This is a genomic window from Candidatus Poriferisocius sp. (genome assembly GCF_965204145.1).
Taxonomy (GTDB): domain Bacteria; phylum Actinomycetota; class Acidimicrobiia; order Acidimicrobiales; family Bin134; genus Poriferisocius.
In genome coordinates, this window is record NZ_OZ241977.1 from 2,019,472 (window position 1) to 2,038,478 (window position 19,007).

Sequence of the window (19,007 nt, forward strand, 5' to 3'; positions counted from 1 at the left end):
CCGGTCAGCCCCAGAAGGCGGGGCGGGTGCCGATGACTTGGGCTTCGGCCAGGCGGGCGATCTCGGCGTCGTCGAGACCGAGCACGTCGCGCAGGATCTCCTCGTTGTGCTCTCCCAGGGTGGGGGCCGGGCGGCCCAGGCGGTGGTATTGGCCGTTGAACCGGCCGGGAAAGCTGGGGTAGGGCACCGCTCCCACCACCACGTGGTCCATCCACTGCTGGTGGCCCCGGGCGGCGAGTTGGGGGTTGTCGATGGAGTCCCGGCCGGTGATCACTGGCGCGGCGGGCACACCCGCGGCCAGCAGTTCGTCGACCGCGTCATCCCGGTTGCGTTCGGCCACCCATGCGCTGATGGCGTCGTCGATCTCGTCGTGGTGGGCCTGGCGTTCGTCTCGGCTGGCCCACTCAGCCCAGTTATCGCGTCCGATGAGGGCAGCCAATGCAGGCCACTGGGCATCTTGGTCCACTGAGATCACCACCCAGCGGTCCTCACCGGTCGCCGCGTAAATGCCCTGGGGGGCGGCGTATGGGGAACGGTTGCCCTGGCGTTGGAGCAGCTGGCCGTAGGCGGACCACTCGATCACCTGCTCGGCGGCGGCGTTGAGCCCGGCTTCGATCAACGGCACCTCCACCAGCTGCGCTTCGCCGGTCTGGGCCCGGTGCTCCAGAGCCAGCAGCGTGGCGAACACCGCGTGCATTCCGCCGAGTTGGTCGCACATTCCCCGGGGGACCAGCGGTCGGCCCTCGGGATCGCCGGTGAGGAAGGCCAAGCCGCTGGCCTGTTCGATGGTCATGGCGAAGCCGGTGCGGTCACGCCACGGCCCGGTCAGCCCGAAGGCCGGCATCCGCACCATGATGGCGTTGGGATTAAGCCGGTGGACCTCGTCCCAGTCCAGGCCGAAGTTCTCCACCACCCGGGGCGAATAATTCTCGATCACGATGTCGGACATCTCCACCAGCCGCTTCACCTGCGCCAGGCCGTCATCGCTGGACAGGTTCAGCGTCACCGAGCGCTTACCGGTGTTGGCCCCGTGGGTCACCGGGCTCCACTCCCACAGGTCGTCGCGCGTGAGCCCGCTGGCGAAGCGCATCCCGTCGGGCCGCTGGATGGACTCCACCTTGATGACATCGGCACCCAAGGCGGACAACAGACATGACGCCACCGGTCCGGCCCAAAATGTGGCCAAGTCGCACACCCGGAGCCCGGCCAGCGGAAGCGACGGCTCGGTGCGGGCCGGCCGTGGGCTTGGGGCGGGGCCCGGATCGCCAGTTGCCTCCAGGAGTTCATCGTCGGCCTCTCCCAGAGCGGGGGCGGGCGGCACCGGGTGGGGCGGACGGGCGCTGAGCTGGTAGGGCACTCGGGGCTGGGTGAACCCGCCGGGGTTCTCCACGTACACCCCCCGGTCGGCAAAGTGGTCGATCTGGGCCACCCGGCTGCCGTCTCCGATGGGGGCTACCGGTACTCGCAGGAGGGTGGCCTTGTCAACGATCTCGTCCACGGTGTGGGCCTGGGTGAAGCGAGCGATGCGGTTCCACACCTCGTCGCGGTGGTCCATTCGGCCGTCGCCGCTGGCCAACCTCGGGTCTTCAGCCATTTCAGGGTCGTCAATGACCACGCAGAAGTCCTTGAACTGCTGCCCGGTGATGGTGCAAAAGCCCACCCAGCCGTCTTTGGCCGGCTCCACTGAGGGGATCTCGATGGAGCGGGTGGCCCCGGTGCGAGCGTCAGAGGCGTAGGCCGCGTAGAGGTGGGCGTACACCACAAAGCTGGTGGTCATGGCCTCATAGGCTGACACGTCCACGTGCTCGCCCCGGGCGTTGTCTCGCCGGGCGGCCATCAGCGCAGCCAACCCCAAAGCAGCAGCGTTGGCCGCCACCAGGAACTCCCCTAGTTTGCCCCCCACGCCGAGGGGCATCTCGTCGGGAATGCCCCGGCTGTGGGTGGAGCCCACCCAAGATTGGAGGGTGAACTCGTTGGCCGGACGCTGGTCCCACGGCCCGCCGCGGCCCCACGGGGAGATCGACAGCAGCACCAAGGAGGGGTTGCTCTCGTTCAGCTCGGCGTGGCTCAGGCCCATAGCCTCGACCGTTCCCGCACTCAAGTCCTCCACCACCAGATCGGCGGTGGCCGCCAGCGCCAAGAACTGGTTCCGGCCTCCAGGACCGTCCAAGTCGATCACCACGCTGCGCTTGCCCGCATTGAGGAACTGGAAAAACGCCCCGTCACCGGAATCGCCGCCCGCGGGCGAGCCCGATGCCGACCACGACCGCAATGGGTCGCCGTCGGGAGGCTCGACTTTGACCACCTCGGCTCCGGCGTCGGCAAATAGCTTGGCGGTGTAGGCCCCGCTGATGGTGCCGGTGAGCTCCAGCACTCGCACCTGGTCGAGCACCGCCCCTTCAGGGGTGCCCAGCAGGCCTCCTCCGGCCATCTCGGGCATGGGCGGAGTTACCCGATGACCACAGGGTTGATCGGGCTGCCGGTAGCCCCGGTCACATTGAGGGGAGACACGGTCATGAAGCCCTCGTGGCAGCCGTCGGCGGCCATCTCAGAGAAGCTCAGGAACTCCAGCATGTAGATGCCTGCGCCCACCAGCAGGATCTTGTGCACGGTGAGGAAGTCGTTCTCGTCGAACGGGATGACCTCGATGGCGGCGTTGTCAGACCCCACGGCCACGACATCCTTCTCAGCCAGCCACCTGGCGCCGTCGTTGTTGATGCCCGGCTGGGCGAACGGCTGCTCGGCGGTGGGGTCGGCCTCGATCGACCACCACATGTCGAGATAGCCGGTGCGGACCAACACGATGTCGCCCGCTCGCACCGGAGTGCCCTGGGCCTCGGCGCAGGCGGCCAAATCGGCCCCGCTGATCGGCGTGCCCGCCTCCAGCCAGCCGTCGGCACCGGTGTGGGCCACCATGTCGAGCAGCACGGCCCGCCCGGCGATGGCGCCCACCTTCTCGATGCCCAACCGAGATGCCCCGGTATGGGTCTTCATGGCCTCCTTGGAGAAGCCGTTGTAGTGCTTGTCTTGGCCGTACACATGGCAAAGGGCGTCCATGTGGCTGGTGGTGTGGGAGGCGAACACCAGCACGTCCTCATGGGCCCCGGTGCCGTCGTGGCAGCCGTACGCCGCATAGATGCCCTCATCGGAGGCGTTCTGGAGGGTGAGCCGCATAGGCGTGCCCCGGTAGTCCATGATGGGCACGCCCTGCGACTGGATGGGAATGCCCAGCGGGTACACCTTCCCGGTGGTGATCGAGGCACTGGCCTCCTTCACCACCTCGGGGGTGAGCAGATTCAGCGCCCCCCGCTCATCCTCGTCGCCCCATCGTCCCCAGTTGTTCTCTCCCATGCGGGGAACTCTAGTGATACCAGCGCTCGGCGGTCACCCCAGCCAGCCCGTCTTCACTCCGAGGACGGTGGCGGGTTCATGCCGGGGCCTTTCAGACTCCGCTCCACCAGGGGCATCATGCCGGGGAAGCCGGGGATGCGGCGCAGACGGCGATCGAGGTACAGCCCGGCCAACACAATCGTGAGGATGGAAAGCCCCCAGTTGACCCCTAAGCGGATAAGCACGAACTTGTTGATCGAGGCGTTTTGGAGCAGCCAGGTGTCGAACCCGACGCTGGCGAACACCACCAGCGCCACCGCGATGGACACCCGCCGGGTGGCCGCTCGATATTCCGGGTGGGCTTTGACGTCGCGGTCGATCGGCACGAGATAGGGCAGGGCGTAGCCGGCACCGTTGCGTTTCATGGCTGCCGACACCAATAAGGCCAGCGCGGCCAGTGCCTTGGCCGAGATTCCGATGCCGAAATACACCTCTCCGCTGTCATAGATGATGCCGAACGTGCCCCGGATCAACAGGTAGACCACGATGATCGGCATCACCCGTCCGAGAGGCAAGCCCCGGCGGTAGCGGCTGACCTGGGCCTTGACGGCCCACAGCGTCATAGCGGCGATGGCGGGGATCAAACCGAACGCGCTGTTGAGCACCAAGAACAGCACGATGGGCATGTACTGGTCGAAGACATCGGCCCGGGTGGGGACCGACGGCGTGGGCGCCGGGCGGGATGTGTCGTCGGCCATGGTCGGGTTTCTCGGCGGCTCTACCGGGACAGGGCGAACCAGGCTCGGGCGACGTCGGCGTCGCCGAAGGTCTCCACGCCGGGGCTGTCCAACCCGATGCGCTCCCACGACAGCAGCAGCAGGTCGGTGCCGCTGGCCCGCACCGCGGCGCCGCCTTTGGATTGCTCATGGCTCATCTTGATGCGACCGCCGTCGTTCACCAGCAGCCACTCCCCCTCGCCGTCGGTGCGGTGCAGATGCAGGCTGGCGTCGGGCAGGGTCATGTCCCAGTTGGCCACCGCGAACGGCAGCACCACCTCGAACAGCTCGCTCACCCCGTCGGCAGCCAGATCGGAGTCGATCGGGCCAGATGCCCCGAAGGCGGCCTCTGCGTCCCAGCGGTGTACCGCAGTCTCATGGGCCATGCGGCGGAAGTAGAAGGCCATGGTGTTCTGGCCGGCCCAGCTCCACACCGCCTCGTCGGGGTCGGCGCCATCCAGCGCGTCTTGCACAAACCGGTGGCCCTCCTCGAACCATTCCCCGATGGCGTCGCCCTCGGGGGGTCGGGGAATCTCGTCGGCGGGGATCATCTCGGTGGCCCGCTCAGCCACGTGGCGCCCCACCGAGCGGTACACCCGGCCGACGTGGGCCAGCAGCTTGTGCACGGTCCAGCCGGGACACGACGGCACTACGGCGTTGATGTCCCTTCGCCCGGCCGCGGCAATGGCCTCGCCGTCGGATCGCAGGGCTTGCCGATAGACGGCCCGGTCGATGCTCATGGCGCGACGGTACCAATACCAAGTGGTCGGATAGCTAGATTGAGGCCATGATCGAAGCCAACTGGGACCTCGACGCGTTCCGAAACTTCCTTCACGTCTTGGGCGCCTCGGTGTGGGTGGGAGGCCAAGTAGTGGTAGCCGCATTAGTACCGGCCTTGCGCAAGATCGGTCCCGAGGCCACTCAGGCCGCGGCCCAGCAGTTCGGAAGGGTGGCGTGGCCGTTCTTCGCCCTGTCGGTGGCCACCGGGCTCTGGAACATCTTCGAGGTGGAATTCGCCGATGCGGCCACGAGCTATCACGTGACCTTCGGCGTCAAGTTCGTGCTGGTGATCGCCACCGGGCTGGCCGCCTGGCTGCACACCAAGGCCACCGAACGCCGCCACATCGCCATGCTGGGATCGGTGGCAGGCGTGACTGCTATCGCCGCCCTGCTCTTGGGCGTGACCCTGTAGGGCGGGAGCAAGTCCTCAGCAGCCCAGCGGCAGACTCATTCCCCGACCCTGACGAAATCGGGGACGGCGAGGACCATGCCAACCTCGAAAGCCTCTCGGGCCTCCACCAGAGCCTCCAGCGCCGAACTGGCCATATCGTGCGCAGCCCGAGTTTCAATCAGAGCCTCGGCGCCCACCGCAGCTCGGGCCTCGATCAAGGCATCGGCCGCCACGGCTCGGACTTCGGCCAATACGCCCTCCACCGCCTCGTAGGCAGCCTTGCAGCGAAGAAGGTCGTTGGTCACTTCCACAACCACATCCACGGCGGCGTCATAAGCGTCGGGCGACGTGTCGTCGGAGTCGCCGAGGGCCGCGACCATGGCCGAGGCGGCATAGGGATCGCTGTCTTCGCGGTGGACATCGACCGCGGCCTGAACCTCTCCCAGGGTTGTGGCCGCCTTGGCGAAGGCCATCCGCACCTCGGCGAGGAGGTCCCATACGTCGTTCGTCACGGTGGCGTTGTACGCCGATCGCACAACGCGCAGTTCGGCCAAAGCAGCCCTGACATCGCCCACCCGGTCCATCTGGGCCTCGGCGGCCAGATGAGCCTGGATATCGGCCGCGACGGCAGTTTGCCAGTCGGCGCCGATTTCCTGCCGGTAGGCCTCCAGGGCCTCCAGCAAGGTAATCAGGGCATCGGCCACGTCGCGATATGCGCCCCGGGCCTCCGTCAACACGCTCAGGCTTTCTGCCAGGGTGATGTAACCGTCGTCAGAAGCGCGACCGGTGTCGGCGGTCACGCCGTTTCGGCGCTCCTCGGCCAAAGAACTCAAGGCATTCACGAGGGCGTCGAAGGCGCTGCTGGACGAGATGTCTGCGCCTTCGTCTGTGCCTCGTTCGGGCAAAGCGCGGGCGCCCTCACTCGCGGCACTGGCTCCCATGCTTTCGTCGCTCTCCTCAGTGGCGGCGTAGGCCGAGGCGATCTCGGCAACGGTTTGGCGGGCCGCCTCGGCGAAGACGGCTGTCTCCTGCCTTGCCCGACGAGCTGAGACCGCGGCCCAAACTGCGGTCAGGTCGGCCTCGACGGCTGCGGCGTCGGCTTCGTCGTCCCAATTGGCCATGCTGGCGAAGAACCCGGCCCTTTGTGCGGCATCAGCCGCCTCGCCCACAAGAGCGAAGGTGCTGCGAATGGCGTCGGCGGCTCGGGCATAGAAGCCCGAATCGCCCATCACACCCCCTGGGGGCAGCTCAATGCTCAGCTCGGGCTCAGACATGGCCGTCACGCTATTCGAGGTCTCCGAAGATCTCGGGGAGAGTGAAATCGAATCCCACTTCGAAAGCGGCCCGAGCTCCGAACAGGGCGTCCATGGCGGCGCTGGCCGTGTCGTACGCAGCCCTGATCTCAAAGAGGGCCTCAGCACCGACCACTGCTCGGGCCTCAATCAAGGCGTCAGCGGCAACTGCCCGGTTCTCCACCAGCAGGGCATCCACCGCGTCGCAGGCGCTCTGGGCCCGGCGCCGGTGCTCCTTGGCCTCGATGACCACATCTCGGGCTGCGTCATAGATGTCGGTCGGAGTCCCCGAGTCGCTGAACGAGTACGCCAAGGCCGAAGCGGCGTGAACGTCGTCGGCCCCGCCGTGGTCGCCTGCGGCAGCCTGGATCTCGAACACGGTGGAAGTGGCCGCGGCCAGATTGGCCTGAGCCTCAGCCAGGGCGCTCCACAGACCGTCGGCGACTTCCGCGTTGTAGGCCGTTCGGGTTACCGCCAGCGTTGTCACCGCGGACCGGAACTCGCCGACAAACGACGACCGGATGTCATCGGCCAGAGCGGCCCCGATATCGGCGGCCACCGCGGTTTGCGAGGCCGCTTCCGACTCCTTCAGGTATGCGGTTCGAGCGTTGGCCAGCAGAATCAGAGCCTCGTCGACGTCTCGATAGGCAGTACGGGCGTCAGCGAGCACCGACAGGGTCTGGGCCAGCTTGCTGTAGCCATCGTCTTCGCCGCGGCCGGCCTCATTCTCCCGCTGCTCGGCGAGCGCGACGAGCGCACCGGACAAGTGGCCCGAGAACGACCCCTCTTCTTCCCCATCCTCCTCGGCGGCGTCGGCCTCTTCTGCGCCGGTGTCGCCGGTGGAAATGCTTGGCATTGCGGCCGCGGCAAACGCCGCAGTCACCTCGGCCAGCGTCTGCCGGGCGGCGTCGGCATAGGCGGCGACCGCTTCTTTGGCCCGCAGGGCCTCGGCCATCGCCATGACCGCGGCCTTGTCAGCATCATGAGCCGAGGCGTCGGCCTCGTCGGTCAGTTCGTCGATATCGGCGAAGAATCCGGCTCGTTGGGCCGTGTCGGCCGCCTCCCCGATCTGGGCGCAGGCACTGCGCAAGGCCTCTACGGCACCGGCGTAATACCGGGAGTCGGAGATAACGCCCCCAGCAGAGAACTCCATGCTTGCGACCGGATCAGCCATGCCTACACGCTAGTTGGGTAAGAATAGGAACATGTCGGAAGCCCTGACTCCAGAGGAGATTGCCCGGAAGATCAAGCGAGCCGGGATCGGCAAGGCCAAGTTCGACCTTGCCCAGACGACCATCCTCGGCATCATGGCCGGGGCGTTCATCGCCTTGGGCGGTGTTTTCGCCCTCACCATCGCGGTCAGCCCCGAGTTGGGCACTGGGCCGGCCCGGCTGCTCATCGGCGTGGGATTCTCCCTGGGGCTGTTCTTGGTGGTGGTCACCGGATCGGAGCTGTTCACCGGCAACAACCTCATGGTGGCCAGTTTCTTCAGCCGCCGCATCAGCGGCCGCGAGCTCACCCGCAACTGGGCGCTGGCGTTTGCGGCCAACCTCATCGGCTCGCTGGTGATCGTGTTCCTGCTGTACTACAGCCGGTGGTGGGCCCAGGGAGACTTCTCCTTCTCGGTGCGGACCATCCAGATCGCCAACGACAAGGTCAACCTCTCCTTCGGGACCGGGTTCGTGCGGGGGCTGATGGCCAACATGCTGGTGTGCTTGGCGGTATGGATGGCGGTGGCCGGCCGCACCCTGGTGGACAAGATGATCGGGATCATCCTGCCCATCACCGCCTTCGTGGCCGCCGGCTTCGAGCACAGCATCGCCAACATGTTCTTCTTGCCCCTGGGCTGGCTGGTATCCACCGACGCCGACGCCCTAGCCGCCGCCGGGCTCACCTCCGAGCAGATCAGCCGCCTGAACTTCCCCTGGGTAGTCCACAACCTCGCCGCCGTCACCCTCGGCAACATCATCGGCGGCGTCCTCGTCGGCCTCGCCAACTGGACCGTCTACCTGCGACGGCAGTAGCAGTCTGCCCACCAACGTCTCCACCTCGAAAGGCCACTGTCACCGGCGGCTACTGTGCCAGCCATGAGCAAGAGGCTGGATGGAAAAGCGGCGATGGTGACGGGGGCGGGGAATGGGATTGGGCGGGCCATTGCGCTGCTGTTGGCGGAGCATGGGGCGCAGGTGGTGGTGAACGACCTGGGGACTGATGAGTTGGGGGATGGGGCCGATGCTTCTCATGCGGCTCAGACGGTGGCTGACATCGAGGCAGCGGGGGGTACGGCGGTGGCCAACCACTCAGACGTGGCTTCCTTTGAGGGGGCTGGAGCGGTGGTGCAGCAGGTGGTGGATACCTATGGGCGCATCGACATCGCGGTGAACTGCGCGGGGGCGGCCATCGAGGGGTCGATCTATGAGATGGCACCGGAGCTGTACCACAAGACCATTGCCTTGCAGATGTCCCAGAAGTGGTACATCGCTCGCCATGCCGTGCCGCTGATGGTGGCCCAGGGCTGGGGCCGGGTGGTGAACACCACCTCCCACGGGGCGTTGGGCGATCTGGGCCAGCCGGCGTTCGCCGCGGCCATGGGCGGGGTGATCTCCATGACCAAGGCGCTGGCCACCGAGACGGCGGGCACCGGTGTCACCGTGAACTGCCTGGCCCCGGGAGCGGCAACCCGGCTGCACGCCAAGTCGCACGACGGCTTCAAAGCCTGGCACGAGCAGGGGATCATCGACGATGAGATGTGGCAGAGCTACCTCACCACTCCCCCGCCCGAGTACGTAGCCCCCGCGGCGGTGTGGCTGTGCACCGATGCGGCCGAGTACATCAGCGGCCATGTGGTCCACGCCGCGGGCGGCCAGGTGGCGGTGTTCAACGAGCTGCGGGAGGAGCGGGCCATCTACCGGGGCGACCATGCCGAGGTGGACCCGTGGACCTTGGACGAACTCGATCACCTGTTCCCCCGAAACCTGCTGCCTCGGCCCTGATTTACGGGGCTCGCCATCGGCGAGCGGTCAGAGGGCGTGCTGGCAAACCCAGCGGTGCATGGCGATGCCGGAGGCCACTCCGGCGTTGATGGAGCGGGTGGAGCCGAACTGGGTGATGGCCAGCACCGCCTCACACACCGATACCGCCTCGGGGGACAGGCCGGGGCCCTCCTGGCCGAAGAGCAGCAGGCAACGCTCGGGCAGCGAGTAGCCCTCGATGGGCTCAGTGCCGGGGCCGTTGTCGATGCCCAAAATCGGCAGCTCGGCTTCGGCGGCCCAAGCGACCAGGTCGTCGAGCTCGGGATGGTGCAGCACGTGGAGGTAGCGGTCGGTGACCATGGCCCCCCGACGGTTCCAGCGCCGCTTACCCACGATGTGCACCGCAGCCGCCCCGAAGGCATTGGCGTTGCGCACCACGGTGCCGATGTTGAGGTCGTGCTGCCAGTTCTCCACTGCGACGTGGAACCCGTGGCGGCGGGCATCCAGATCGGCCACGATGGCCTCATGGCGCCAGAAGCGGTAGGCGTCCACCACATTTCGAGTGTCGCCAGCCTCCACTAACTCGGGGTCGAGGTGGGGTGGAAGGCGCTCAGCCCAGCGTCGCGATTCCTGCACCCTCGCACCCACTGGCCGTGCCCCGAGAGCCGACGCCGCAGTGAACGGCTCGGTCGATGCTCACTGAACGACGGTACCAACCCCACGCCAATCGAGAGGAAATGGCCGAGCCAACTGCGGCAGTCAGCTAGAAACAGGCCGTGAGATCACGGTGCCTCACCGCGGCGACGTCTGTACTGCTGGCCGCCTCCCTGCTGGCGTCGGCCTGTAGCGACTCCGACCACAGTTCCCTGGGCAACGGATCGCTCGGCACCGTCACCGTGAGGCCGGGCGACTCCATTCAGATCCGGTCGATCAGCTCGTTCGACCCCTCCGGTCCCGGCGAGAAGGACTATCTCCGTGCCGTCGAGCTTGCCGTTGAGGATTACGGCCCGATTCACGGTGGGTTCAGCTTCGAAGTCGGAGAGGGCATCGACGACCCCTGCTCAGCCGACTCCGGGCCGAGCATGGCCGGGGCGGCATTGGCAGATGCGAGCACCGTCGGCGTGATCGGCCCGTCCTGCTCGGCAACCGCCACCACCGCTGTGCCGCTGATCACTGCCGGGGGGCTGGTGGTGATCTCGATGTCGAACACATCACCGCTGCTCACATCCGATCTGGCCGGCACCCCGAGCGAGCACTACCAGCCGGGGTACTACCGCACAGCCCACAACGACCTGTACCAGGGCGAGGCGGTGTCGGCCTTTTTGCACGACGAATTCGGCCCTCTGAATGTGGCGGTCGTCCACGAAGGCGACGCCTATACGCAAGGCCTGGCCGAGGCATTCCGCAGCGCATTCGAGCGCCGCGGCGGCATGATCACCGATTTCATCAAGATCGAATTGGGCGCCACCGACCTGTCAGAGGTGCTGGACCAAATCGCTGCCGGCCAGCCCGATGCTGTGTTCATGCCGCTGCTCGCGAACCCCACCGCTGAGCTGCTCGAGGTCTTGAGGGAGCATGAGGCCTTCGACGACACCGTGCTGGTGTCCGGCGACGCAGCTCTGCACCATTCGCTCTTGGAGCTGCCCACCACCGAGGGGATCTTCATCGCCGGACCCGACCGAGACTACGGCGACAACATCAACCAGGCCACCGGAGTGGATGCCAAGCAGGCTGCCGAGCGGTTCGAAGCCAAGGCGGGCACACCTCCCTTCCGGGCATTTTGGGCCCACGCCTACGATGCGACCACACTGCTGTTAGACGCGGTGAACGCCGCTTCCCACTTGGAACGCGGCAAGCTGGTGATCGACCGGGCCGGCATCCGCGACTACCTCGATCAAGCAGCCGGCTACCAGGGCATCATCGGCACAATCTCCTGCGACCTGTTCGGGGACTGCGGGCCGTCGAAGATCACCATCATCGAACACCGCGACTCCGACAACCCCGAATCCGCCTGGGAGAACGTGGTCTACCGGTTCACCCCGCAGTCACCCCCCACAGGCCGCTAGACCGCGACACCATCGCGGCGATGCGCTCAGCGTGCTCGTCGATTGACCCGAAACAGGGGGTGAGCGCCCAGGCCCGCTTGAGGTAGAGGTGGGCGTCGATCTCCCAGGTGAAGCCCATGCCGCCGTGGATTTGCACGCAGTCTTTGCCGTTGTGGTCGGCGGCCTCGGCGGCCAGGATACGGGCCCCCGATATCGCCCTGACCATGTCTGGCTGCTCCTCATCGCCTCTGACGTCGCCAGCAGCAATCGTGCAACCGTGGAAGAACAGATAGTCGCCAGGGTCAGCGGGCAAGCCAGGCCCCATCGTGGCGTCCATCACGCAGCCGGCGTAGTACAGGGCGGCTCGGGCTACCTCTTCGCGGCTGTACATGTCGGCGCACATGTGCTTGATGGCCTGGAACTGGCCGATGGGCTTGCCGAACTGCTGGCGCTCTTGCGCATAGGCCACGGCTAGCTCTCGAGCGCCCGTTGCCAGCCCCACTTGGAGGGCCGAGCTCAAGAACACCGCCCGGTTGGCCCAGCCGTAGCAGCCGTCAACCTCTTCACCCTGGGGCAGTTCGGCCACCCGGCCCACCGGGGTCAGCGGGTCCACCGACTGGGCCGGCTCCACCGACAGCTCGGCGGCGTCCACCCTCCACACGCCCTCCCGGTCAATCACCAACAGGGCATCGAGCACATCGGGGTACTCCACCAACGCGGGCCCGTCGGTGCGCTCGATGAAGCCGACCACCGCATCGTCGACCACCCCCGCGGCCAGCAGCGTGCCCACCAGCGGTCCGGGCACCAGGGCTCGGCCGAGTTGCTCGAACACCAGCCCGGCCTCGGCCCAGCCCAGACCCACCCCGCCTTCTTCCTCGGGCACCACCAGCGAGAACACGCCGGTGTCGGCCAGCTCGCCCCACAACTGGCGGTCCACCCCGCCGCAGTCGGCCAAGCCCCGCACGGTGTCGATGTCGAAGCGTCCCTGGCACAAGTCCCGGATGCCGTCGCACAGGGCAACCTGGTCGTCGGATAGCTCGAAGTCCATGCCTACCGCTCCTTGGGCAAGCCCAGGATGCGCTCGCCGATGATGTTCTTTTGGATCTGGGAGGTTCCCGCCGCGATAGACAGGCTGAGCACGTACAGGCGGCTGGCCACCATGTCGCCGCCGGTCTGCTCGTCGCCCACATCCTCGGCAAGCACGAGGGCGTCCCGCTCGAGCATGCGGTGGGCCAAGTCGGCCATCCGCTTCTTGACCTCCGCGTAGTAGAGCTTGAACACCGAGCCGCCGGGACCGGGCATCCCGGTGCGCTGGGCCTGCGACACCACCCGCTTGGTGAGCGCCCACAGGGCGTCGTATTCGGCCTGAAGGCGGCCGATCTCCCGGCGAATCTCGTCGTCATCCCAAGCGGTGGAACCGTTGCGGGGGATTTGACTGGCCAATTCGGCCATATCGGCCAGCTGGTTCATCGTGCCCAGCAGCTCACTGATGAAGGCCGTGCCCCGCTCGAAGCTGAAGGTGACCATGGCCACCCGCCAGCCGTCGTTCTCGTCGCCCACCCGGTTCTCCACCGGTATGCGGACCTCGTCGAAGAACACCTCGCAGAACTCGCTGGAGCCGGCCACGGTGGTGATGGGCCGCACCTCGATGCCGGGCAGATCCATTGGGCAGATCAGCCAGGTGATGCCCCGGTGTTTGGGGGCGTCGGGGTCGGTGCGCACCAAAAGTTCGCAGTAGTCGGCCACATGGCCGAACGATGTCCAGATCTTCTGGCCGGTCACCACGTAGTGATCACCGTCGCGAATGGCCCGGGTGGACAGCGAGGCCAGATCCGACCCGGCGTTGGGCTCGGAGAACCCCTGGCACCACACCTCTTCGCCTTTCAACATGGCGGGCAGATGACGGGCCTGCTGCTCGGGAGTGGCCTCCAGGATGAGGGTGGGGCCGGCGTGGAGCTGGGCGACGAAGTTCATCCCCACATACGGGGCACCCTTCCTGGTGGTCTCCTCCAGGAAGATCAGGTGCTCGGTGGGAGTGGAGCCCCGGCCACCGAACTCGGACGGCCAGTTGATTCCCGCATACCCGGCGTCGTAGAGCTTGCGCTGCCAGCCCATGTCCCACTCTCGGCGAGCGGTCCAATCGTCGCGGTCGGGAGGATCGCCCAGCGTCGGCAGCACTTCGCGGAGCCAGGCGCGCAGCTCGTCGCGGAACGCGATCTCGTCCGCGGAGAAACGTATGTCCATCGGCAGCGATGGTACCCAGCGCTAGAGCAAGGGCAAGAGTTGATCCATCAGCGAGTCGATCTCGCGGGCGCAGGCGATGAAGATGTCGTCGTCGAAGCCGCCGGGGTCCACCACCTCTTCGCCGTAGGGCACTGGAGCGTCGGCCAGGTTTAGGGTGGCCACCCGCTGGGCCAGCGGCTCGGGACCGGGTGGCAGGTCTTCGACAAGGCGCTTGATGGTGGCGGTGCGGGCTGCGGCTTCGGGGTGGACTCGGCGCACGTAGTCCACGTGCTCGGGAGCGAAGGCCACAATGAGGTCGGCGGCGCGGGCGTCGGCGGCGGTGAGCTGGTGGCTGCGGTGGCTGCCGTCGGCCAGTCCCAGCGACTCCAGCGCCCGCCGGGTTCGCCCGCTCATGGGCAGGCCCTCGATGCTGTGGGTGCCAGCTCCGACGAAGCGCACGCCGTCGGTTCTGTCCCGGCCGATCACAGTGGCCATCACCGAGCGAGCCGCGTTGCCGGTACACAGCATGACCACCACCGGCCGGAGGTCTGATTCAGTCATGGCCCCTCAGCGGTGGGGCGGACGAACAGAGCCTCGGCCTCAGCGGTCAGCACCCCGTCGGCATGGCACTGGCCCGCGGCGGTGACCCGCCGGCTGCGGACACTGGTCAGACTGCCGGTGAGAACTAGTTTGGAGTTGAGCGGAGTGAGCGCCCGGTAGCGCACGGTGAGCCGACCCGTGAACGCCCCCTTGCGCCCGGTCAGGCGGTAGGGCAGCACCCCCAATAGGTTGTCGAACATGGCGGCCAGATACCCACCATGGACGGAATCGGGTGGTCCCTGATAATCCTCGCCCAAACACACCACCGCGGTGACGGTGGGGTGGCCCAAGTCGTCGACGTCGTATCGCACGTCCAGCGCGGGGGGCAGCAGTGTGGGTGCGGTCAGCCGCCCCGATTCGCTCACGCCGATTGGGCTCTGCGCTGAGCCTCCTCGGCGATCCCAGCGGCCATCTTCGCTACCGCCGACGCCATCAAATTGCGCAAAATCCCGCCGGTCAGCGGAATGATGACATCGAACCAGGAATCCCAGTGGAGCTGGCAGCTATCGCCCCCGTCGTCGTCCACCAGCATCATCTCGGAGCGGTAGTTTCGTATCGGCAGCGGCGCGCTCAGAACCCGATAGACCATGCGATGAGGCGGCTCGAAAACGGTGACCTCCTCACGAGTGCTCACCGGGCCGGTGCGAAACGCCCTAACCGCCCCCACGCCGTTGGGCTCGGGCGACCCCTCGATTTCCAGGTCGACCCGGGAACTGGGCGTCCACCGGGCGTAGAGCTCGTGGCTGGTCATAACCTCCCAAGCGATCTCACGAGGAGCCGCAATAGAAGTGGAGGATGAGAAAGTCTGCATGACCGGCTACTGCTAACCCAGATACGCGTCGCGCACAGCCGGATTACTGCGGATTTCCTCGGGCGAGCCCTCGCCAATCACCTGGCCCAGGTTCAACACGGTGATCAGGTCGCACTGGGCCATGACGAAGGCCACGTCGTGCTCCACCAGCAGCACCGAGCACTGGTCCTCGGTTCGAATGGTCTGAATGATCTGGCCGAGCTGCTCGGCCTCATCGTGCTCGATGCCCGAAGTGGGCTCGTCCAGCAACAGGAGCTTGGGGCGGGACACGATGGCCCGACCCAACTCCACCATGCGGGCTCGGGCAATGGGCAGCTCCCCCGCGGGGGTGTCCTTGATATCGGTGAGGCCGCACAGCTCCAGCACTTCGTCCACTCGCTCGCGCCGCTTCGCTTCGATGCGGCGGCGGGCGGGAAGGGCGATCAGGTCGGCGGTGATACCGCCGCCGCCTCCTTCCCACTCCAAGGCCGACAGCACATTGTCGGCCACCGACAGCCAGCCGAACGGCTGCTGGCGCTGGAAGGTGCGGCGGATGCCCTGGCGGGCCCGCCAGGTTGCCGGTCGTCCGGTCAATTCCTCGCCCTCCAACCGGATGGAGCCAGCCGCCGGCGTGTTCACGCCGGTGATGCTGTCGAACAGGGTGGTCTTGCCTGCACCGTTCGGCCCAATGAGCCCTCTGACCTGGCCGGACGGCACCGACATGGACACGTTGTCCACTGCCACCACGCCGCCAAAGCGAACCGTGACCCCCTCAACTGCCAAGAGGGGCTGGCCCGAATCGGCGGGACGCTCGGCCACCGAAGTGGCACCCTCAGTGCTCATCTCCGCCACGCTACTCCAGACCGGGCCGATGCAACCGATAGAGCCATAACGGGCATGGCGCTTATGTCAGATGCCCAGTGCGGCGGCGATTCTGTTCCGGTGCCAGGCGGCGTCGCCCCAAGCGGCCGACAGGGCCCAGCCCCGCTTCATCCACAGATGCAGGTCGTACTCGAAGGTGTAGCCGATGGCGCCGTGGCACTGAAGGGCGGTGCGGGCGGCCAGGTCCACCGCCTCGGAGGCCAGGGCCTTGGCCAAGGATACGTCCCGGCTGCGGTTGGGATCACCGACGGCGATACACCAAGCAGCGTGGCGGGCCGCGGGGCGGGCGAACTCGATCTTGAGGGCGGCGTTGGCCAAGTGGTGCTTCACCGCTTGGTAGCTGCCCACCGGCTTGCCGAACTGATACCGCTGGGCCACGTACTCCACCGTGGCGTCCAGCAATTGCTGGGCCACGCCCACGCACTGGGCGGCAGCCGCTCCGGCGGCCCGGTCGAAGGCCAATGCCGGGTCGGCGTCGAGCACTGCGGCCTCTCCGTCAACTTCGAACAGGCGGCGAGAACCGTCGACCGACCGGTGCTCGACCAGCGATGCCCCGGCTACCGGCACGGCTTGGACCTGGGTGCCGATGAGCAGCACCAGATCGCAGGCGGCCGCCCCGACCGCGTAGCCCTCGGCGGGACCCGCGCCCAGGGTCGCATCCCCCACCGCAGCCCGTTCGAGCCAGGCCTCGGCAACCGCGCCGCCCCCCTCAGCCAGGGTGGGAATCCCCACTGCAGTGTGCTCAAGCAGGGGCTCGGGAAGGGCGGCCCGTCCGGCCTCTTCGAGCAGCAGCACCAAGTCGATCTCGTCCATGCCCAAACCGCCGGCCGACTCGGGGGCGGTCATGCCCACCACCCCCATCTCGGCCAGCGCCGCCCATAGGCCCTCGGTACGGCCGGTTTCGTTCTCCCAGGCCGACCTCACCACTTCGGGTGGACACTCGTTGGCCAGGAAGTCCCGCACCGCCTCTTGGAACATGACCTGGTCGTCGCTGAACGAGAAATCCACGTCTACCGCCTCGGGAGTCCCAGAACTCGTTCAGAGATGATGTTTCTCTGGATCTCGTTGGTGCCGGCGTAGATCGGACCGGACAGTGCGAACACATATCCGTCCATCCACGAGCTGTCGGCCCGCTCCCCGTCGCGGCCCAGCAGCCGCAGCGCGGTGGCGTGCAGTTCCACATCCAGCTCCGACCACAGCACCTTCATGAAGCTGGCCTCCGAGCCGATGGGGGCGCCGCCCCGCAGGCGGGCCTCGGTGGCGTAGGTCTGCCAGCGGTAGGCCTGGGCCCCCATCCAAGCGCTCACCACCTGGTCGCGGCGGTCCAGGTCGGGGCCCCGGCTGTCGGCCAGCTCCTGGTAGAGGCCCACCAGACGGTCGGCGGCGGCCATGAACCGGCCCGGCGCCCGCAGGTTCAGCCCCCGCTCGCTGCCGGTGGTGGCCATGGCCACCGCCCAGCCCTCGCCCTCGCCGCCCAGCAGGTAGCGCTCGTGTACCCGGGCGCCGTCGAAGAACAGCTCAGCGAAACCGGGCTCGCCGTCCAGGCGGCCGATGGCCCGGGCCTCGAGCCCCTCGGTATCGGCCGGAACCAGCAGATAGCTCAATCCGGCGTGCCGCTCGGAGTCGGGATCGGTGCGCACCAAACAGAAGAACCAGTCGGCGAAAGCACCCCGAGAACACCAGGTTTTCTGACCGTCGATCACGAAGTATTCGCCGTCGCGCTGCGCCTTGGTCTTGATCCCGGCCAGGTCCGACCCGGCGTCGGGCTCCGACCAGCCCTGGGCCCATACCTCATCGCCCCGGGCCATGGGCCGCAGAAAGCGGTCCTGCTGTTCAGGAGTGCCGAAGTCGAAGATGGTGGGGGCCAAAAGGCTCACCCCGTTGGACGAGACCCGTCCCGGCGCCCCCGACGCCCAGTACTCCTCCTCAAAGATGAGCCACTCCACTAGCGACGCCTCTCGGCCGCCGTAACGCTCAGGCCACGACACCACCGCCCACCCGGCGTCGAACAAGACGTGCTCCCACGCCCGATGCTCCTCAAAGCCGTGCGCGGTGTCCATCGACGCCAGCGGCTCAGCGGGCACATTCTCGGCCAACCAGGTGCGGGCCTCCTCCCGGAACTCCTCTTCCGTCGACGTGAACGACAGGTCCATCAGCGCAGAACTCTACGCGGGACAAGTCCGTTGAGACGACACGCTGAGTCAACCGGGCAAAGCGGGAGGGGAGACTGCCAGATGCTCTGCTATTGCTCCGGCGTGGAGGCGGCGATCCCAAACCGCGACCACAAGGTCGGGTGCGCCAAGAGCCAGTGCGCTGGCCAAGTGGACAGCATCGGCCCCGCGCAGGCTGTGCGTCTTGGCTAGACGGCCAGCGGCCACCTGCACACTTTGGGTGAGCTCAACCGGGCGCATCGCGGCCCAGAACTCCTCCCATTCCCGCTCACACCTCTCAAGGCTGGCCTCGTCCAAGACATGGTTGCGCCCCGCCGCAGCCAATGCCGCCCGCACTTCTGGGTAGGCGAGGCGACTCGACACTGCGGCATCACACCCGTCCCAAAGCGCGGCCGCGATATCGCTGCCGGGCTCTTCAACTACCAGCTTGACCAGTGCACTGGCGTCGAAATAGACGAGGGCCACTCAGTCAGTCCCGCAGTTCAGTAACCAGATCTGAGACCGGTCTGCGGGACCGAGGCCGCTGGCGGCCGGTGGCCACGGGACGACCCTGAGAGGACGGCCTCGCGATGATCCCCTGCTGCACCAGAGACTCGATAGCAGGAGTAGCTTCCAGACCGAGGATTTTGACCACCGGAGTACCCCGCTCGGTGACCACAACCTCCTCGCCGTCCTTGGCTCGACCCAGCCAGTGCCTCAGATTGGCCCGAAGTTCGGCAACTGCTACATCCATGTTCATTAGTGTACAACTTGTA

Annotated in this window: 21 protein-coding genes; 4 read left to right on the forward strand and 17 right to left on the reverse strand. The window is 67.1% G+C overall.

Annotated elements, in window-relative coordinates:
* Nucleotides 1–4: 4 nt before the first annotated feature.
* From ACOGI7_RS09330 to ACOGI7_RS09345, 4 genes are read right to left on the reverse strand one after another with little or no spacing between them, the layout of a single operon-like run.
* Nucleotides 5–2,440 (reverse strand): CaiB/BaiF CoA transferase family protein, encoded by a 2,436-nt coding sequence (locus ACOGI7_RS09330; RefSeq protein ID WP_419848485.1) that lies wholly within the window; start codon nucleotides 2,438–2,440, stop codon nucleotides 5–7.
* 8 nt (nucleotides 2,441–2,448) lie between these two features.
* Nucleotides 2,449–3,351 (reverse strand): cyclase family protein, encoded by a 903-nt coding sequence (locus tag ACOGI7_RS09335; RefSeq protein ID WP_419848486.1) that lies wholly within the window; start codon nucleotides 3,349–3,351, stop codon nucleotides 2,449–2,451.
* A 53-nt stretch (nucleotides 3,352–3,404) separates the two neighbouring features.
* Nucleotides 3,405–4,088 carry a DUF3159 domain-containing protein gene (locus ACOGI7_RS09340; RefSeq protein ID WP_419848487.1) on the reverse strand — a complete coding sequence of 228 codons (684 nt, stop codon included), beginning with the start codon at nucleotides 4,086–4,088 and terminating at the stop codon, nucleotides 3,405–3,407.
* A gap of 20 nt (nucleotides 4,089–4,108) precedes the next feature.
* A complete protein-coding gene (locus tag ACOGI7_RS09345; RefSeq protein ID WP_419848488.1) occupies nucleotides 4,109–4,846 on the reverse strand; it encodes a maleylpyruvate isomerase family mycothiol-dependent enzyme in 738 nt (245 codons plus the stop codon).
* 47 nt (nucleotides 4,847–4,893) lie between these two features.
* Between ACOGI7_RS09345 and ACOGI7_RS09350 the strand changes: the two genes are divergently transcribed.
* Nucleotides 4,894–5,298 carry a hypothetical protein gene (locus ACOGI7_RS09350; protein WP_419848489.1) on the forward strand — a complete coding sequence of 135 codons (405 nt, stop codon included), beginning with the start codon at nucleotides 4,894–4,896 and terminating at the stop codon, nucleotides 5,296–5,298.
* A 35-nt stretch (nucleotides 5,299–5,333) separates the two neighbouring features.
* Here the strand turns inward: ACOGI7_RS09350 and ACOGI7_RS09355 are convergent, their stop codons facing one another.
* On the reverse strand, nucleotides 5,334–6,551 hold the full coding sequence (locus ACOGI7_RS09355; RefSeq protein ID WP_419848490.1) for a hypothetical protein: 1,218 nt from the start codon (nucleotides 6,549–6,551) through the stop codon (nucleotides 5,334–5,336).
* A 10-nt stretch (nucleotides 6,552–6,561) separates the two neighbouring features.
* Nucleotides 6,562–7,743: a hypothetical protein gene (locus ACOGI7_RS09360; RefSeq protein ID WP_419848491.1), complete on the reverse strand. Its 1,182-nt coding sequence runs from the start codon at nucleotides 7,741–7,743 to the stop codon at nucleotides 6,562–6,564.
* Nucleotides 7,744–7,774: 31 nt separating this feature from the next.
* Here ACOGI7_RS09360 and ACOGI7_RS09365 point away from each other — a divergent pair, with 31 nt between their 5' ends.
* Together ACOGI7_RS09365 and ACOGI7_RS09370 are read left to right on the forward strand one after the other, a co-directional pair.
* Nucleotides 7,775–8,593: a formate/nitrite transporter family protein gene (locus ACOGI7_RS09365; RefSeq protein ID WP_419847137.1), complete on the forward strand. Its 819-nt coding sequence runs from the start codon at nucleotides 7,775–7,777 to the stop codon at nucleotides 8,591–8,593.
* A 63-nt stretch (nucleotides 8,594–8,656) separates the two neighbouring features.
* A complete protein-coding gene (locus ACOGI7_RS09370) occupies nucleotides 8,657–9,562 on the forward strand; it encodes an SDR family NAD(P)-dependent oxidoreductase (protein WP_419848492.1) in 906 nt (301 codons plus the stop codon).
* Between the two features lie 27 nt (nucleotides 9,563–9,589).
* On the opposite strand, the gene ACOGI7_RS09375 is transcribed toward ACOGI7_RS09370, so the two are convergent.
* Complete coding sequence (locus ACOGI7_RS09375) at nucleotides 9,590–10,177, reverse strand: TrmH family RNA methyltransferase (RefSeq protein ID WP_419848493.1); 588 nt, start codon at nucleotides 10,175–10,177, stop codon at nucleotides 9,590–9,592.
* 140 nt (nucleotides 10,178–10,317) lie between these two features.
* Between ACOGI7_RS09375 and ACOGI7_RS09380 the strand changes: the two genes are divergently transcribed.
* Nucleotides 10,318–11,607 carry a branched-chain amino acid ABC transporter substrate-binding protein gene (locus tag ACOGI7_RS09380; protein ID WP_419848494.1) on the forward strand — a complete coding sequence of 430 codons (1,290 nt, stop codon included), beginning with the start codon at nucleotides 10,318–10,320 and terminating at the stop codon, nucleotides 11,605–11,607.
* Here the strand turns inward: ACOGI7_RS09380 and ACOGI7_RS09385 are convergent.
* The 10 genes from ACOGI7_RS09385 to ACOGI7_RS09430 form a co-directional block, all read right to left on the reverse strand.
* A complete protein-coding gene (locus ACOGI7_RS09385) occupies nucleotides 11,576–12,634 on the reverse strand; it encodes an acyl-CoA dehydrogenase family protein (RefSeq protein ID WP_419848495.1) in 1,059 nt (352 codons plus the stop codon). The genes ACOGI7_RS09380 and ACOGI7_RS09385 overlap by 32 nt on opposite strands.
* A gap of 2 nt (nucleotides 12,635–12,636) precedes the next feature.
* Nucleotides 12,637–13,830, reverse strand: a complete 1,194-nt coding sequence (locus ACOGI7_RS09390) for an acyl-CoA dehydrogenase family protein (RefSeq protein ID WP_419848496.1) — start codon at nucleotides 13,828–13,830, stop codon at nucleotides 12,637–12,639.
* A 21-nt stretch (nucleotides 13,831–13,851) separates the two neighbouring features.
* Nucleotides 13,852–14,370 (reverse strand): hypothetical protein, encoded by a 519-nt coding sequence (locus ACOGI7_RS09395; protein ID WP_419848497.1) that lies wholly within the window; start codon nucleotides 14,368–14,370, stop codon nucleotides 13,852–13,854.
* Nucleotides 14,367–14,774, reverse strand: a complete 408-nt coding sequence (locus ACOGI7_RS09400; RefSeq protein ID WP_419848498.1) for a PaaI family thioesterase — start codon at nucleotides 14,772–14,774, stop codon at nucleotides 14,367–14,369. The genes ACOGI7_RS09395 and ACOGI7_RS09400 overlap by 4 nt, the downstream gene beginning before the upstream one ends.
* Nucleotides 14,771–15,220: an SRPBCC family protein gene (locus ACOGI7_RS09405; RefSeq protein WP_419848499.1), complete on the reverse strand. Its 450-nt coding sequence runs from the start codon at nucleotides 15,218–15,220 to the stop codon at nucleotides 14,771–14,773. The genes ACOGI7_RS09400 and ACOGI7_RS09405 overlap by 4 nt, the downstream gene beginning before the upstream one ends.
* Before the next feature lie 12 nt (nucleotides 15,221–15,232).
* Nucleotides 15,233–16,042, reverse strand: coding sequence for an ABC transporter ATP-binding protein (locus ACOGI7_RS09410; RefSeq protein WP_419848500.1), 810 nt, complete (start codon nucleotides 16,040–16,042; stop codon nucleotides 15,233–15,235).
* A gap of 66 nt (nucleotides 16,043–16,108) precedes the next feature.
* Entirely contained in the window at nucleotides 16,109–17,089 is a 981-nt protein-coding gene (locus tag ACOGI7_RS09415) for an acyl-CoA dehydrogenase family protein (protein WP_419848501.1), read from the reverse strand.
* 2 nt (nucleotides 17,090–17,091) lie between these two features.
* Entirely contained in the window at nucleotides 17,092–18,234 is a 1,143-nt protein-coding gene (locus tag ACOGI7_RS09420; RefSeq protein WP_419848502.1) for an acyl-CoA dehydrogenase family protein, read from the reverse strand.
* 48 nt (nucleotides 18,235–18,282) lie between these two features.
* Nucleotides 18,283–18,717 carry a type II toxin-antitoxin system VapC family toxin gene (locus tag ACOGI7_RS09425; protein ID WP_419848503.1) on the reverse strand — a complete coding sequence of 145 codons (435 nt, stop codon included), beginning with the start codon at nucleotides 18,715–18,717 and terminating at the stop codon, nucleotides 18,283–18,285.
* 4 nt (nucleotides 18,718–18,721) lie between these two features.
* On the reverse strand, nucleotides 18,722–18,985 hold the full coding sequence (locus ACOGI7_RS09430; RefSeq protein ID WP_419848504.1) for a type II toxin-antitoxin system Phd/YefM family antitoxin: 264 nt from the start codon (nucleotides 18,983–18,985) through the stop codon (nucleotides 18,722–18,724).
* Nucleotides 18,986–19,007: the final 22 nt, after the last annotated feature.

Coding starts and splice junctions, on each gene's coding strand:
- ACOGI7_RS09385 (WP_419848495.1), bottom strand. CDS start 12,634: ATGGACTTCGAGCTATCCGACGACCAGGTTGCCCTGTGCGACGGCATC.
- ACOGI7_RS09395 (WP_419848497.1), bottom strand. CDS start 14,370: ATGACTGAATCAGACCTCCGGCCGGTGGTGGTCATGCTGTGTACCGGC.
- ACOGI7_RS09365 (WP_419847137.1), top strand. CDS start 7,775: ATGTCGGAAGCCCTGACTCCAGAGGAGATTGCCCGGAAGATCAAGCGA.
- ACOGI7_RS09370 (WP_419848492.1), top strand. CDS start 8,657: ATGAGCAAGAGGCTGGATGGAAAAGCGGCGATGGTGACGGGGGCGGGG.
- ACOGI7_RS09350 (WP_419848489.1), top strand. CDS start 4,894: ATGATCGAAGCCAACTGGGACCTCGACGCGTTCCGAAACTTCCTTCAC.
- ACOGI7_RS09345 (WP_419848488.1), bottom strand. CDS start 4,846: ATGAGCATCGACCGGGCCGTCTATCGGCAAGCCCTGCGATCCGACGGC.
- ACOGI7_RS09390 (WP_419848496.1), bottom strand. CDS start 13,830: ATGGACATACGTTTCTCCGCGGACGAGATCGCGTTCCGCGACGAGCTG.
- ACOGI7_RS09335 (WP_419848486.1), bottom strand. CDS start 3,351: ATGGGAGAGAACAACTGGGGACGATGGGGCGACGAGGATGAGCGGGGG.
- ACOGI7_RS09405 (WP_419848499.1), bottom strand. CDS start 15,220: ATGCAGACTTTCTCATCCTCCACTTCTATTGCGGCTCCTCGTGAGATC.
- ACOGI7_RS09420 (WP_419848502.1), bottom strand. CDS start 18,234: ATGGACCTGTCGTTCACGTCGACGGAAGAGGAGTTCCGGGAGGAGGCC.
- ACOGI7_RS09410 (WP_419848500.1), bottom strand. CDS start 16,042: ATGAGCACTGAGGGTGCCACTTCGGTGGCCGAGCGTCCCGCCGATTCG.
- ACOGI7_RS09360 (WP_419848491.1), bottom strand. CDS start 7,743: ATGGCTGATCCGGTCGCAAGCATGGAGTTCTCTGCTGGGGGCGTTATC.
- ACOGI7_RS09430 (WP_419848504.1), bottom strand. CDS start 18,985: ATGGATGTAGCAGTTGCCGAACTTCGGGCCAATCTGAGGCACTGGCTG.
- ACOGI7_RS09340 (WP_419848487.1), bottom strand. CDS start 4,088: ATGGCCGACGACACATCCCGCCCGGCGCCCACGCCGTCGGTCCCCACC.
- ACOGI7_RS09330 (WP_419848485.1), bottom strand. CDS start 2,440: ATGCCCGAGATGGCCGGAGGAGGCCTGCTGGGCACCCCTGAAGGGGCG.
- ACOGI7_RS09355 (WP_419848490.1), bottom strand. CDS start 6,551: ATGTCTGAGCCCGAGCTGAGCATTGAGCTGCCCCCAGGGGGTGTGATG.